This is a genomic window from Pseudomonas sp. W3I7 (genome assembly GCF_030816095.1).
GTDB lineage: Bacteria > Pseudomonadota > Gammaproteobacteria > Pseudomonadales > Pseudomonadaceae > Aquipseudomonas > Aquipseudomonas salomonii.
In genome coordinates, this window is the sequence record NZ_JAUSXP010000001.1 from 1,017,557 (window position 1) to 1,031,213 (window position 13,657).

The following is a 13,657-nucleotide window of genomic DNA, read 5'->3' on the forward strand; positions in this document are numbered from 1 at the left end:
GTTACCGCAGCAACGGATATGTACTCAGCAGCAGCCCCCCACGAAATTCACAAAAACCCACAAACACCTCAAAAAGGCACCTTCCCCAAAATCATGTCGCGATACATCACAAAATCCCCCAGCAAACTGTAAAACGGATGTTGAAACGTCGCCGGCCGGTTCTTTTCGAAGAAGAAGTGCCCGATCCAGGCAAAGGTGTACCCGGCGACCGGCAGGGCCAGCAGCAAGCCCAATGAGCCACGGCCAATGGCATAGGCCAGAATCCCAATCACCAGGGTGGTGCCGATAAAGTGCAGGCGCCGGCAGGTGCTGTTGGCATGCTCACTCAAGTAGTAAGGGTAAAACTCAGCGAAGTTGTTGAATTTTTTGACGTTTTCCACAGTGATCGGCCCTGGGCTGGTGATGCCGCCCAACAGGTGTTCGGCGGGGAGCTTATTTGAGTCTAGAGTGATCAGTGGTAACAGCCAGTGACAATAGATGCCACTTTAGTATCCTTGGCTTCCTGGCTGCCGTTTAAGCCTGCTTTTTTCAAGAAGACGCCATGAGCGAACGAACAACTTCTGCAAGCTGGGCAATGGGCATCGTCAAAGCGTTGGAAATGGACGGCCTGGATTGCCGTGTCCTGTTCAAGCAGTTGGGCCTGGACTACGCCGCCCTCAGTGACCCTGACGCACGTTTTGCGCAAGACTCCATGACCCGGCTGTGGCAGCGCGCTGTCGAGTTGTCAGGCAACCCCGCGATCGGCTTGAACATGGGCAAGGTGGTGCGCCCGGCGTCTTTTCATGTGGCCGGTTACGCCTTGATGTCCAGCAACACCCTGGCCGAAGGTTTTATGCGCCTGGTGCGTTACCAGCGCATCATCGCCGAAAGCGCCGACCTGAGTTTTCGACTGCTGCCTGAAGGTTATGCGCTGATTCTGACGGTGCATGGCGATCACCTGCCGCCGACCCGGCAAAGCGCCGAAGCCTCGTTGGCCAGTGCCCTGGCCTTGTGCGGCTGGCTGACCGGCCGCACCCTGCAGCCGCGCAAGGTGGTGCTGCAAGGCGATCAACCGGCCGACCTGGCGCCCTATAAGCAGGCCTTCCACGCGCCGATGGAGTTCAATGCGCCTTACGATGCACTGATTTTCGAGCAGGCCGACATGGATGCGCCGCTGCCCACCGCCAATGAGGCCATGGCGTTGCTGCATGATCGATTTGCTGGCGAATACCTGGCACGTTTTTCCGAGAGCCGCGTGACCCACAAGGCGCGCCAGGTGCTGTGTCGCTTGCTGCCCCAGGGCGAGCCCAAGCGTGAAGTGGTGGCACAAACCCTGCACCTGTCCCAGCGCACGTTGCAGCGGCGTTTGCAGGAGGAGGGCACCAGTTTCCAGACGCTGCTCGACGACACGCGCCGCGAGCTTGCCGAGCAGTACCTGGCGCAGCCGAGCATGACCTTGCTGGAAATCGCCTACCTGTTGGGTTTTGCCGACCCGAGCAATTTCTTCCGCGCATTCCGCCGCTGGTTCGACGTCACGCCCGGCGAATACCGGGCGAAGTTGCTGCAGGCATCGACGGTCAGTGGCGCCAAAACGCCGGAATGCACAGAACAAACACGGTAATAATCTCCAACCTTCCCAGCAGCATGCCGAATGACAAGATCCACTTGGCCGCATCCGGCAGGCTGGCGAAGTTACCGGCTGGGCCGATGGTTTCGCCAAGGCCGGGGCCGACGCCGGACACGGTGCTGGCGGCGCCGGTCAGCGCGGTCATCCAGTCCAGCCCCAGCAGCGACAGGGCCAGGGCGATGGCGCAGATGGTGATAGCGAAGAAAAACGAAAAGGTCAGAATCGAGCGCACGATCTCTTCGTCGAGACGGTGGCCGTTGTACTTCTGCTTGATCACCGCGCGTGGATGGATCAACTGATTCAAGTTGGCCTTGAGCAGGATATAGGCGACCTGGAAACGGAAGATCTTGATCCCGCCCGCCGTCGAGCCCGAACAGCCGCCAATAAAGCCCAGGTAGAAGAACAACATCAGCGAGAAGTTGCCCCACAGGCTGTAGTCCCCCAGCGCAAAGCCGGTTGTGGTCACCACCGAGGTCACGTTCAGGGCGACATGGCGCAAGGCATCCAGCCAGTGCAGGTTGGTCGTCCACCAGTACCAGGTGCCGAGGACCAGCCACGTCACGATCAGCAAACCGAGCAAGCCTTGCACCTGCTGATCCTTGATCAGCGCCCGGCGGTTGCCGCGCAATGTGGCTACATACAGGGTGAACGGCAAGCTGCCGAGGATCATCACCACCACCGCCACCCAGTGCACCGCAGGTTGTTTCCAGTGGGCCAGGGATTCATCGGAGGTGGAAAACCCGCCGGTGGAAATCGCTGACATCGCGTGGTTGATCGCATCAAACAAGCCCATCCCGGCCCACCAGAACGCCAGGCTGCCCAGGATGGTGATGCCGACATACGCCGCCACGATCAGGCGCGCCACCATGTGCGAGCGCGGCATGACCTTTTCCGAACGGTCCGAGGATTCGGTCTGGAACAGGCGCATGCCGCCAATGCGCAGCAGCGGCAGGATCGCTACCGCCATGCCGATAAAGCCGATCCCGCCCAGCCAGTGCAACAGCGAGCGCCACATCAGGATGCCAGGGGACATGCTGTCCAGCCCGCTCAGTACGGTGGAGCCGGTGGCGGTGATGCCCGACATGCTTTCAAAGAATGAGTCGGTATAGCTGATGTGCTGAGTCAGCAAAAACGGCAGCGCGGCGAAGATGCACACCACCAGCCAACTGGTGACGGTCAGCAGGTACATGTCCCGGGGGCGCAGGTGCACGTGTTCAGGGCGGCCAGGGATAACCAGCGCCAGGCCGGCCAGGAAGGTGATCATGCTGGCCCACAGGAACGAGGGCAGGTCGCTGGTGCGTTCGAAGATCACCAGGGTGGCCATCGGGACGACCATGGCGATCGCGAGGGTGATCAGGAAGATGCCGATGATGAAACCGATGATGCGTAGGGTCGGCAACGCCATGAAGAAAGCTCGGGTTTGAGAGAGTGGCGCCATTCTACCTGCGGTGCGGGTCTTGTAAACCGGGGTGTACGAGGCGAAGCAGTTCGACTGTGGGAGCTGGCTTGCCTGCGATGGCGACCTGTCAGCCACCCATCTGTAGCAGACCTATGGCTATCGCAGGCAAGCCAGCTCCCACAGTGGGTATGGGAAGGGCGAACGCGCACAAAAAAGGCGACCCGAAGGCCGCCTTGTTCAACACCGCACCGATCAGAACTCGTGATCAGCGTTATCCGGGTTCAAATCACTGATGCCCAGCTTGCCCGCGGCGGTTTCGATCGCGGCGGTCTGCTTGACCAGTGCTGCAATCGCGTCACGCACGATCTGGTTGCCTTTGTCGTTACCGGCAGCGATCAGTTGGTCGTAGTGCTCACCGGCGTTGGCCTGGTCAACCATGACCTGGATCTTCGCCTCGGTCGACGCCAGGTCGGCCTTGAGCGCCGAGTCGGCGGCTGGATCGGCCTTGGCCACCAGCGACGACAGGCTTGCGCCGGTCATCTTGGTGCCGTCGGTGCGGGTGTACTCGCCCAGGTAAACGTTGCGGATGCCCTTGGCGTCGTAGAAGTGCGAGTTGTGGGTGTTGTCGCTGAAGCAATCCTGTTCGTCTTCCGGCGAGTTGGCTTCCAGGGAAACCTTCATGCGCTCACCGGCCAGCTCGCCCAGGGACAGGCTGCCCATGCCGAACAACATTTTGCGCAGGCCGTCGGTGGCAGGTTCTGCCTCCAGGGTGGCGCGGTAGTTGTCGTCGACCTTGGGTTTCCAGTTGCCGACCATTTCTTCCAGGTCGCTGACCAGCAGTTGAGTCACGGCGCGCAGGTAGGTGCGACGGCGCTCGTTGTTGCCACCGGTGGCACCGTCGCCGGTCATGTAGTCGGAGGCCGGGCGGTTGCCCGCGCCTGGGCCGGTGCCGTTGAGGTCTTGGCCCCAGAGCAGGAATTCGATGGCGTGGTAGCCGGTGGCGACGTTGGCTTCGGAACCGCCCAGCTCATTGAGGCTGGCGAGTTTTTCCGGGGTGATTTCCTTGACGTCGACCTTGTCTTCGCCCACCTGGATCTCGGTGTTGGCGATGATGTTGGCATTGGCGCCCGGGTTACCCAGCGCGTGCTCGTAGGATTTGTCTACGTAGTCGATCAGGCCTTCGTCCAGGGGCCAGGCGTTCACCTGGCCCTCCCAGTCGTCGATGATGGTGTTGCCGAAGCGGAACACTTCGCTCTGCAGGTACGGCACACGGGCGGCGACCCAGGCGGTGCGGGCGGCTTTGAGGGTGTCGTCGTTCGGGTTGGCGAGGAAGGTGTCGATCGCGGTTTGCAGGGTCTTCGCGGTGGATTCGGCGTCGCTGTACACCGCGAACACCATGTCGGCGTAATGCGCGACAACGGCCTTGGCAGCTGCTTCGTCGACCTGGCCGGCAGGCGTGGCAGCCGCTGGAGCGGTGGTGCTGGCGGCCGGGGTCGGCGCTTGAGGCGCGGCGGCCTTGTCTTTACCTTCGCCGCAACCGGCGAGAGAAATGGCAATGGCCAGCAGACTGGCGGTGGCCAGGGGCATACGAATCATGGCGAACATCCTGCTTCGGTTGTTGATAGGGCGCGCGGGGAAGCGCAAAAACTGCGACATAATGCGAAAGATTTGCATTTTGTGTAAAGGTTTATGCGAGGGAAATATTTGGTATCGATTTGTCGGTTCAGAGAATCGCCGCGTTGTTGCGCTCGGACTGTTTCAAAAACGCCGCCAGCTCACGGGCCTGCAGCGGTTTGCTGTAATGGTAGCCCTGGCCCTCATGGCAACCTTCGGAAATGATATAGGCCTCCTGCTCGGCGGTTTCCACGCCTTCGGCAATCACCTGCATGCCGAGGCTTTTGCCCAGTTGGATGATGGCGCGCACGATGGTTGCGTCGTCGTCATCATCCAACAGGTCCTGGACGAAGCTCTTGTCGATCTTGATCTTGTCCAGCGGCAGGCTTTTCAGGTAGCTGAGGGATGAATAGCCGGTGCCGAAGTCATCAATCGCGATCAAGGCCCCGGAGCGGCGCAGGCTCAGCAGGTGCTGGGCGGCGGTGCTGATGTCTTCCATCAGGCCGGTCTCGGTCACTTCCAGTTCCAGGCTGCGTGGCGGCAGGCGGTAGATCTGCATCAGGTTGTTGACCACCCGTGGCAACTCGGTGTGGTGCAACTGCACGGTGGACAGGTTGACCGCCATGCGCAGCTCGGTGAAGCCCAGGTCATGCCATTCACGCAACTGCCGGCAAGCCTGGTCCAGTACCCATTCGCCAATCGGAATAATGGTGCCGTTCTGCTCCGCCAGCGGGATGAACAAGTCCGGCGGCACCAGGCCGTGTTCCGGGTGCTGCCAGCGAAGCAATGCCTCTACGCCCACCACGCGATGGTCGAGGTAGCTGATCTGCGGTTGGTAGACCAAGTGGAACTGCTCGCGACTCAGGGCCTCACGCAGGTCTTTTTCCAGTTCCCGGCGCCGGCGCATCTCGCTGTCGACGCTGGCGATATAGAATTGATAGCGGTTGCGCGAGCGGCTCTTGGCCAGGGTCATGGTCTGTTCGGCTTTTTGCAGCAGCTTCTCGGTGCTGTCGCCGTCTTCCGGGAACAGGGTGATGCCGATGGTGGCGCGCAGGCGAATCTGGTCCTGGTCGAGGGCGAATTCGGCTTCCAGGTCATCAAGGATACTTTGCGCCAGCTCGGCGGCTTCGTAAGGCTGGTCGATATCGGCCTGCACCAGCGCAAACTGATCGCCGCCCAAGCGGGCGAGGGCGCCGAGGCGGCCGCTGTGGGCGCGCAGGCGGTCGGCCAGGGCCAGCAGCAATTTGTCGCCGGCCTGGTAGGTGAACTGTTCGTTGACGCTTTTGAAGTCATCCAGCCCTACGCACAGAACGGCCACCCGGCGCTGCCTGCGGCCGGCGTCGGTGAGGATCTTGTCCAGTTGCTCCTGCAGCTTCTGACGGTTCGGCAGGCCGGTAAGAAAGTCGTACTGGGCCATGCGCAACAGGCTCGATTCCGCCTCATGCCGCAAGTGCGTATTGCGTTCGATGGACTCGAGCAACTGGTTGGCGGTGTTGATCCACAGCCCCAGTTCGTTGCGTTCATGGCCCTTGAGCTGAGGGATCTTGTGTTCGCTGGGGCGGTCGGGGTTGATCGAGGTCAAATGCTCGATAATCCTCGACAGCGGCTTGGTCAGCAGCCAGTGATACACCAGGTACAGCACCAGGCCCATGGCCAGGGCACGCAGCACGCCGGAAATAAAGATGATTACCGAGCTGACAATAAAACCTTTGCCGTAGGTGGCAGTGTCGAGGGTGATACTCAGGTCGCCGTAATACTCGCTATAGGGGCCTTTGCCGACCAGCGCAGTCGTAAAGGTGCGTTCCTGGCCAAGAATCAGATCGGTCAACCAGCGTGTGGGGGACTGCTGCAAGGCGCGGCTTTTTTCCGCCAGCATGGTTTCATTGGGGTGGCCGATGGAGGCCATGCGCACGGCGTCGTCCTGAAACAAGCCTTCGATTACCTGCATGCCCATCTCGCGGTCCAGGCTGTAGACTGCCTGGGTAGAGGGGTCGCGAAACATGTCGAGGATCCGCTGCGCGTCACCGGCCACGGCCTGGCGCGTCTTATAGGCATCAAACACGATCTGCGCCACGCTCAGCGCCACGCCCACGATCAATGCCGAGAGCAGCACAACCCGTAGCAACTTCACCGACAAGCTGTTTTTGAGTTCCAGCTTCAAAGGGTCATTCCTTGTTCCATGCGGGCGGCCTCAATATGCCATGAGTATTGGCAATCTCGTGATGGCAGTCAAAGGGACATTGCGGCTAAGGCGCCTGGAGGCTGTGGAGGGAATGCCTGGAAGGAAGAGGGCGATGATATCCACCGCCCTCGGGGACCGCGCAGGAAAGGAAGGGAACGCCTTCGATATCCCGACATCGAGTGTTACGGGCTTACTTTGATTGAGCGTTGGTTTACTTATTTGAACGTGATCTGATGCTCGTGCTTCTGGTGGGTATCCCCGCCGATTTTACCTTGGGCCACATTGGCGACCTGACTGGCGGAATTGAGCAGTCTGCCCGTCATGTCCATACCTCTACCCAGCATGTCCATACCTTTACCCAGCAGGTCCATGCCTTTGCCTGCGAGTGGCAACGCTGTAGACACGGCTGACATACCTATCGATAACGGATCCATTGCGGACTCTCCTACAGGATGAAATGAGAGAGTTATTTCTCTCGATTGCTGGGTGGCCAATTCCTTTTAGTGAGTTCCACACGTCCTGCATTAATTTCATTTTTCATCGGCCACAAAAAAGCCCGGCAATTGCCGGGCTCTTTTTACTGCAAGCGTTGCTTAAGCAGTAAAGGCCTTGCCTTCAAACTGCTCAGCCACGAACTTCCAGTTGACCAGGTTCCAGAACGCTTCCACATACTTTGGACGCACGTTGCGGTAGTCGATGTAGTAGGCGTGTTCCCACACGTCGCAGGTCAGCAGCGGGGTGTCGCCGCTGGTCAGCGGGTTGCCGGCGCCGATGGTGCTGGCCAGGGCCAGGGAACCGTCAGCTTTTTTCACCAGCCAGCCCCAACCGGAACCGAAGGTGCCGACGGACGTCTTGGTGAACTCTTCCTTGAACTTGTCGAACGAACCGAAGGCTGCGTTGATGGCTTCAGCCAGCGCGCCGGTCGGTTGGCCGCCGGCGTTTGGCGCCAGGCAGTTCCAGTAGAAAGTGTGGTTCCAGACCTGAGCGGCGTTGTTGAAGATGCCGCCCGAAGAAGACTTGACGATTTCTTCCAGGGTCTTGCCTTCGAACTCGGTGCCAGGCACCAGGTTGTTCAGGTTCACGACATAGGTGTTGTGGTGCTTGTCGTGGTGGTATTCCAAGGTTTCCTTGGAAATGTGCGGCTGCAGGGCATCGTGTGCATAAGGCAGCGGCGGCAATTCGAAAGCCATGATGATTCTCCTAATCAGGTCAGTTGCGGTGAGCGCAAGGCCGATCACGGGCGGCCAAACAAGCGCCGGGGAGTTTGTACTCTTTGCGGCGCAGGGTCCGGATCATAGCACCGGGGGTGCGGCAAAACCACGCAACAACTGTGTGGGATAGAGGTTCCAGAGCGTTTTGGAATATTCACCCGGCACTGATCAATTGGTACGCGACGCTGAACATCATCACCGCAACCAGAAGGTCGAGCAGACGCCAGGTCGCCGGGCGCGCCAACCACGGCGCCAACCATGCCGCGCCGAGTGCCAGAGTGGCGAACCACAGGAACGAAGCGCTGGCAGCACCGGCGACATACGCACCGGGCTCGGTTTGTTGTGCGCCCAGTGAGCCGATCAGCAGCACGGTGTCCAAATACACATGGGGGTTGAGCAGCGTTACCGCCAAGGCACTGAGCAGCACGGCGCGCAATGAGCGCACCTTGAGGTTGGCGCCTTGTTCCAGGCTTTGCCGGGAAAATGCCCGACGCAACGCCAAGGTGCCGTACCACAACAGGAACGCCGCGCCGCCCCAGCGAGCAATGCCCAGCAGCAGCGGGTTTTGCGCCAGCACGGTGGCCAGGCCAAATACCCCGAGCGCCACCAGAATTGCATCACACACGATGCACAGCGCCGCCACCGGCAAGTGATGTTCACGGCGCAGGCTTTGCGCCAATACAAACGCGTTCTGGGTGCCGATCGCCATGATCAGCCCGAGAGCCACCAGCAGCCCGTTTACGTAGCTTTGCCACATGGTCATTACTCCGCGTTTGCCGCCAGTTGGCGCAATATATCCATGGCCCGCTCGGCATCGGCGCGGCCGACGAACAGGTGGTCGTGATAAAACCCGGCAATCACGTTGCAACTGATACCGGCGCTGCCCAGCGCACTGGCGAACGCGGCCGTGAGGCCCACGGCTTCGAGGGCCGAATGCACGTTCAGGGTGATCCAGGCGGCCACATAGTCGAAGGCCAGCCCGGCGTGTTCCGCTTGCTGACGCTCCACAATCAGGGTCAAACCTTCCTGCTCGCGAAAGCTGCCAATGATCTCGCAACCTGCCGGGATACGTGAGTCGGGCAGGGTGCAGAACACGTAGTCGCCTTCGTTTAGATGAGGGCTCATGCTGCGCAGCAGGGTTGTCAGCGCGGTTTCGCCAGCCATGTGTGGGTTCCTTTAATAGAGAAGCAATGCTGGTCATTCTCCCGGCCCAGGCTGTATAAGAAAAACCAATATTGCTGATCGCTCATTAGAGAAACTGATGTTCGACTATAAATTGCTTTCCGCCCTGGCGGCGGTGGTGGAGCAGGCCGGCTTCGAGCGTGGCGCCCAGGTGCTGGGGCTTTCGCAGTCGGCGATTTCCCAGCGCATCAAGTTACTGGAGGCGCGTATAGGCCAACCGGTGCTGGTGCGGGCCACGCCACCGACACCCACCGACATCGGCCGGCGTTTGCTCAACCATGTGCAACAGGTGCGCTTGCTCGAGCGCGACCTGCAAAGCCAGGTGCCGGCGCTGGACGAGGAGGGCATGCCCGAGCGCCTGCGCATCGCCTTGAACGCCGACAGCCTCGCCACCTGGTGGGCCGAAGCCGTCAGCGACTTTTGCGCCGAGCAGCATTTGTTGCTGGACCTGGTGGTAGAAGACCAGACCGTGGGCCTCAAGCGCATGCGCGCCGGTGAAGTGGCGGCCTGTATCTGCGCCAGCGAACGCCCGGTGGCCGGGGCGCGCAGCCTGTTGCTCGGTGCCATGCGCTACCGTGCGTTGGCGAGCCCTGCCTTTATAACGCGGCATTTTCCCGAGGGCGTGCGTGCCGATCAGTTGGCACGCACGCCGGCGCTGGTGTTCGGCCCGGATGATTTCCTGCAGCACCGCTACCTGGCCTCTCTGGGCGTGGACGGCGGTTTCGAGCACCATTTGTGCCCGTCCTCCGAAGGTTTTATTCGCCTGACCGAAGCCGGGCTGGGCTGGGGCCTGGTCCCGGAACTCCAGGTACGCGACCAGCTGCAAACCGGCCAATTAGTCGAGTTGTTGCCAGATAAGCCCATCGACGTGCCGTTGTACTGGCATCATTGGCGCAGTGGCGGGCAATTGTTGGGGCTGCTGACCGATCATCTGGCCCAGGCCTGTGGCCAATGGTTGGTGCCGTTGGACTGATGGCGTGCGTCAAGGCAACAGCGATGAAAAACGAAAGAACATGGGGTAACAAATGAAAATTCTGGTCACCGGCGCAAGCGGCTTCATCGGCGGGCGTTTTGCGCGTTTCGCCCTGGAGCAGGGCCTGGACGTGCGGGTCAACGGGCGGCGCGCCGAAGGTGTGGAGCACCTGGTAAGGCGTGGCGCCGAGTTTATCCAGGGTGATCTCAATGATGCCGACCTGGTGCGCGAGCTGTGCCGCGATGTCGAAGCCGTGGTGCATTGCGCCGGGGCCGTCGGGTTGTGGGGCAAGTACCAGGACTTCCACCAGGGCAATGTGCTGGTCACCGAAAACGTCGTCGAGGCCTGCCTCAAGGAGCGTGTCGGGCGTCTGGTGCACTTGTCGTCGCCGTCGATCTACTTTGATGGCCGCGACCATCTGGGGCTGACCGAGGAGCAAGTGCCCAAGCGCTTCAAGCATCCGTATGCCGCCACCAAGTACCTGGCGGAACAGAAGGTGTTCGGCGCCCAGGAGTTCGGCCTCGAAGTCCTCGCGCTGCGCCCGCGTTTTGTCACCGGGGCGGGCGACATGAGTATCTTCCCGCGCTTGCTTAAAATGCAGCGCAAGAACCGCCTGGCCATTGTCGGTGACGGTTTGAACAAGGTCGATTTCACCAGCGTGCACAACCTCAATGAGGCGCTGCTCAGCAGCTTGCTCGCCACCGGCTCGGCCTTGGGCAAGGCCTACAACATCAGCAATGGCGCGCCGGTACCGGTGTGGGATGTGGTCAATTACGTGATGCGCCAGATGGACATGCCCCAGGTCACCCGGTATCGGTCTTACGGTTTGTCCTACAGCGTGGCGGCGCTGAACGAGGCATTTTGTGCGATGTGGCCGGGGCGCCCGGAGCCGTCGTTGTCGCGTCTGGGCATGCAGGTCATGAACAAAGATTTCACCCTGGACATCAGCCGCGCCAGGCATTATCTCGACTACGAGCCCAAGGTCAGCCTGTGGACGGCGCTCGATGAGTTCTGCAGTTGGTGGAAAGCTCAGGATCCGGGGCTGAAATAAGCTCACAACCAGCAACACATCGGGAACCGAATTCAGGCTTCCGGGTCGACCAATGCGGCGCGAACGGGGTTTATACTCCGCACGCTCGGCTATTGCGGTCGCCATCTCACCGATTCAGGGTTGATTCATGCGTAACGATGCCAAAGACGATTTCGACAACGTTCCCAGCCTGCGGGCCGACATCGGGGACGATGATGATTTCGAGCCGACTCCCGCCACCTCCGTGCGCTCGCGCACAACCAAGGTGGTCAAGGTCAAGAGCGCCAGCACCGGCCCCCTGTGGGCCTTGGTCGGCGCGCTGCTGATCGCCTTCGCCGGCCTGGCCTGGTGGAGCTTCCAGCAGATTTCCCTGATGGGCCAGCAGTTGGTCGCCACCCAGGAAAGCTTTGCGCGCATCAGCGAAGAAGCGGCGGGGCGCCTGCAGGACATTTCCGGCAAGGTGGTGGCCAGTGAGGCCAACGTCAACAACGGCAGCGAAGCCCTCAAGGTGCAGATCAAGCAGTTGGAAACCCAATTGCTGGAGCAAGGCAAACAGCAAGTCGGCGTGGCCGGGCAGGCGACTGAACTCGACCAACGCCTGGCACAGATGAGCGCCAGCACCACCGAGCTGTCGAGCGCGAATGCCAGGCTCCAGGGCCAGGTACAGGCGCTGACCGAGGCCGTGGCCACGCTCAAGGCGACGCAGGGTGAGATCAAGGACCTGTCCGCTGACGTGGCTGCCCTGAAGAAACAAGGCAACCCGAGCGCAGCCATCGCCCGTCTGGAACAAGACCTGCTAGTGCTCAAAAGCGCGCAGGAAAACCAGCTCGCCAACAGTGATGCGCCAACCAATAAAGAGTTTGATGTGTTCCGCATCCAGACCACGCGCAACATCACCACCTTGCAGAGCCAGGTGCAGAACCTGAACCAAAAGCTCAACGCGCCGGCGCGGGTCACCCCACTGGGCCAATGATCGGTGCCGCCATGGACGCTCGCGCCCCGCAACCGGCTGTGCATGGGGGGCGCAGCGCACCACGGGCTGCATTACCACGCGGAGCTTAGGAGCGATCGAAACGATTGAATGTCACCAGATGGTGACATTTCACCTCCCCTTCGTTACTTGCCCGTCCCTCGCCCTTGTTTAGACTCCGGTCATCCCACAAAAACTAAAAAGGGCTACCCATGACCATGCAACCACTGTCTGCCAGCAGTTGGCTGAACGCACCTGCCCATCACGCCTGGCTCGCCAGTGAAGGCCAACGCCTGCTGGCGTTCGCCAAAGCTTCACGCCTGCCGGACGGCTTCGGCAACCTTGACGACAAAGGCCAGCTGCCGGCCGACGCCCACGCCGAAACCATGAACACTGCGCGCATGACCCACAGCTTTGCCATGGCCCACGCCATGGGTTTGCCGGGTTATGCCGACCTGGTTGCCCATGGTGTTGCCGCCCTCAGTGGCCCCTTGCGCGACAGTGAACACGGCGGCTGGTTCGCCGCGCCCAACGCCCTGGATGGCAACCGTGGCAAAGCCGCTTACCTGCATGCGTTTGTTGCCCTGGCTGCCAGCTCTGCCGTGGTAGTCGGTGCGCCCGGTGCGCAAAACCTGCTCAACGACGCCGTGCATATCATCGACCAGTTTTTCTGGAGCGAGGAGGAGGGCGTGATGCTCGAGTCCTTCGCCCAGGACTGGAGCGGCGTCGAAGCGTATCGCGGCGCCAACAGCAACATGCACGCCACCGAAGCCTTCCTGGCACTGGCCGATGTCACCGGTGAAACACGCTGGCTGAACCGCGCGCTGCGCATTGTCGAGCGCGTTATCCATACTCATGCCGCCGGCAACCAGTTCATGGTGATCGAGCATTTCGACACCCACTGGCAACCCTTGCTCGGCTACAACGAAGACAACCCTGCCGATGGCTTCCGCCCGTATGGCATCACCCCCGGCCATGGTTTCGAATGGGCACGGTTGGTGCTGCATCTGGAAGCCGCACGCCTGCAAGCCGGGCTGGCCACACCGGACTGGCTGGTGACCGACGCCCGTGGCCTGTTCGCCAGCGCCTGCGAATATGCGTGGGCCGTGGACGGCGCTCCCGGTATTGTCTACACCCTGGACTGGAACCACCGCCCGGTGGTGCGCGAACGCTTGCACTGGACCCACGCGGAAGCCAGCGCGGCGGCCCAGGCCTTGCTCAAGCGCACCGGCGAGCTGCATTACGAAACCTGGTATCGGCGCTTCTGGGAATTCTGCGAAACCCGGTTTATCGACCGTATCAACGGCAGCTGGCACCACGAACTCAGCCCGCACAACCAGCCCAGCAGCAAGATCTGGGGTGGCAAGCCGGACCTGTACCATGCCTGGCAAGCGGTCGTACTGCCGGTACTGCCCTTGGCACCGAGTATGACCAGTGCGTTGGGCCAAGGGTGTTATGTCACCAAGTGGTGACATTTGTGCGTCCCTTTG

Annotated in this window: 13 protein-coding genes; 5 read left to right on the plus strand and 8 right to left on the minus strand. The window is 61.0% G+C overall.

Going from position 1 to position 13,657, the window contains the following annotated elements; all coding sequences use genetic code 11:
• Positions 1-68: 68 nt before the first annotated feature.
• A complete protein-coding gene (locus QF043_RS04785) occupies positions 69-380 on the minus strand; it encodes a DUF962 domain-containing protein (RefSeq protein ID WP_307417663.1) in 312 nt (103 codons plus the stop codon).
• Positions 381-541: 161 nt separating this feature from the next.
• On the opposite strand from QF043_RS04785, the gene QF043_RS04790 reads away from it, so the two are divergent.
• Entirely contained in the window at positions 542-1,600 is a 1,059-nt protein-coding gene (locus tag QF043_RS04790) for an AraC family transcriptional regulator (RefSeq protein WP_307417664.1), read from the plus strand.
• Here QF043_RS04790 and QF043_RS04795 read toward each other — a convergent pair.
• From QF043_RS04795 to QF043_RS04825, 7 genes are all read right to left on the minus strand, one after another.
• Entirely contained in the window at positions 1,557-3,011 is a 1,455-nt protein-coding gene (locus tag QF043_RS04795; RefSeq protein ID WP_056858616.1) for a TrkH family potassium uptake protein, read from the minus strand. The genes QF043_RS04790 and QF043_RS04795 overlap by 44 nt on opposite strands.
• 246 nt (positions 3,012-3,257) lie before the next feature.
• Positions 3,258-4,601 (minus strand): imelysin family protein, encoded by a 1,344-nt coding sequence (locus tag QF043_RS04800; RefSeq protein WP_056858617.1) that lies wholly within the window; start codon positions 4,599-4,601, stop codon positions 3,258-3,260.
• 127 nt (positions 4,602-4,728) lie between these two features.
• A complete protein-coding gene (locus QF043_RS04805) occupies positions 4,729-6,780 on the minus strand; it encodes a bifunctional diguanylate cyclase/phosphodiesterase (protein WP_307417665.1) in 2,052 nt (683 codons plus the stop codon).
• Between the two features lie 236 nt (positions 6,781-7,016).
• Positions 7,017-7,235 carry a hypothetical protein gene (locus QF043_RS04810; protein ID WP_307417666.1) on the minus strand — a complete coding sequence of 73 codons (219 nt, stop codon included), beginning with the start codon at positions 7,233-7,235 and terminating at the stop codon, positions 7,017-7,019.
• A gap of 159 nt (positions 7,236-7,394) precedes the next feature.
• A complete protein-coding gene (locus tag QF043_RS04815) occupies positions 7,395-7,991 on the minus strand; it encodes a superoxide dismutase (RefSeq protein WP_043049045.1) in 597 nt (198 codons plus the stop codon).
• Positions 7,992-8,166: 175 nt separating this feature from the next.
• Positions 8,167-8,769 carry a LysE/ArgO family amino acid transporter gene (locus QF043_RS04820; protein WP_307417667.1) on the minus strand — a complete coding sequence of 201 codons (603 nt, stop codon included), beginning with the start codon at positions 8,767-8,769 and terminating at the stop codon, positions 8,167-8,169.
• 5 nt (positions 8,770-8,774) lie between these two features.
• Entirely contained in the window at positions 8,775-9,176 is a 402-nt protein-coding gene (locus tag QF043_RS04825) for an ACT domain-containing protein (protein ID WP_307417669.1), read from the minus strand.
• Positions 9,177-9,273: 97 nt separating this feature from the next.
• Here QF043_RS04825 and QF043_RS04830 point away from each other — a divergent pair, with 97 nt between their 5' ends.
• The 4 genes from QF043_RS04830 (at position 9,274) to QF043_RS04845 (ending at position 13,639) form a co-directional block, all read left to right on the plus strand.
• On the plus strand, positions 9,274-10,167 hold the full coding sequence (locus tag QF043_RS04830) for a LysR family transcriptional regulator ArgP (RefSeq protein WP_307417670.1): 894 nt from the start codon (positions 9,274-9,276) through the stop codon (positions 10,165-10,167).
• Between the two features lie 52 nt (positions 10,168-10,219).
• The gene (locus QF043_RS04835) at positions 10,220-11,218 is read left to right on the plus strand and encodes an NAD(P)-dependent oxidoreductase (RefSeq protein ID WP_236370483.1); all 999 of its coding nucleotides are present in this window, start codon (positions 10,220-10,222) and stop codon (positions 11,216-11,218) included.
• 127 nt (positions 11,219-11,345) lie between these two features.
• Entirely contained in the window at positions 11,346-12,170 is an 825-nt protein-coding gene (locus tag QF043_RS04840) for an ATPase (RefSeq protein ID WP_307417671.1), read from the plus strand.
• Positions 12,171-12,379: 209 nt separating this feature from the next.
• Positions 12,380-13,639, plus strand: coding sequence for an AGE family epimerase/isomerase (locus QF043_RS04845; RefSeq protein ID WP_307417672.1), 1,260 nt, complete (start codon positions 12,380-12,382; stop codon positions 13,637-13,639).
• Positions 13,640-13,657 lie beyond the last annotated feature (18 nt).

Coding starts and splice junctions, on each gene's coding strand:
- QF043_RS04820 (WP_307417667.1), bottom strand. CDS start 8,769: ATGTGGCAAAGCTACGTAAACGGGCTGCTGGTGGCTCTCGGGCTGATC.
- QF043_RS04810 (WP_307417666.1), bottom strand. CDS start 7,235: ATGGATCCGTTATCGATAGGTATGTCAGCCGTGTCTACAGCGTTGCCA.
- QF043_RS04800 (WP_056858617.1), bottom strand. CDS start 4,601: ATGATTCGTATGCCCCTGGCCACCGCCAGTCTGCTGGCCATTGCCATT.
- QF043_RS04840 (WP_307417671.1), top strand. CDS start 11,346: ATGCGTAACGATGCCAAAGACGATTTCGACAACGTTCCCAGCCTGCGG.
- QF043_RS04795 (WP_056858616.1), bottom strand. CDS start 3,011: ATGGCGTTGCCGACCCTACGCATCATCGGTTTCATCATCGGCATCTTC.
- QF043_RS04815 (WP_043049045.1), bottom strand. CDS start 7,991: ATGGCTTTCGAATTGCCGCCGCTGCCTTATGCACACGATGCCCTGCAG.
- QF043_RS04790 (WP_307417664.1), top strand. CDS start 542: ATGAGCGAACGAACAACTTCTGCAAGCTGGGCAATGGGCATCGTCAAA.
- QF043_RS04830 (WP_307417670.1), top strand. CDS start 9,274: ATGTTCGACTATAAATTGCTTTCCGCCCTGGCGGCGGTGGTGGAGCAG.
- QF043_RS04835 (WP_236370483.1), top strand. CDS start 10,220: ATGAAAATTCTGGTCACCGGCGCAAGCGGCTTCATCGGCGGGCGTTTT.
- QF043_RS04845 (WP_307417672.1), top strand. CDS start 12,380: ATGACCATGCAACCACTGTCTGCCAGCAGTTGGCTGAACGCACCTGCC.
- QF043_RS04825 (WP_307417669.1), bottom strand. CDS start 9,176: ATGGCTGGCGAAACCGCGCTGACAACCCTGCTGCGCAGCATGAGCCCT.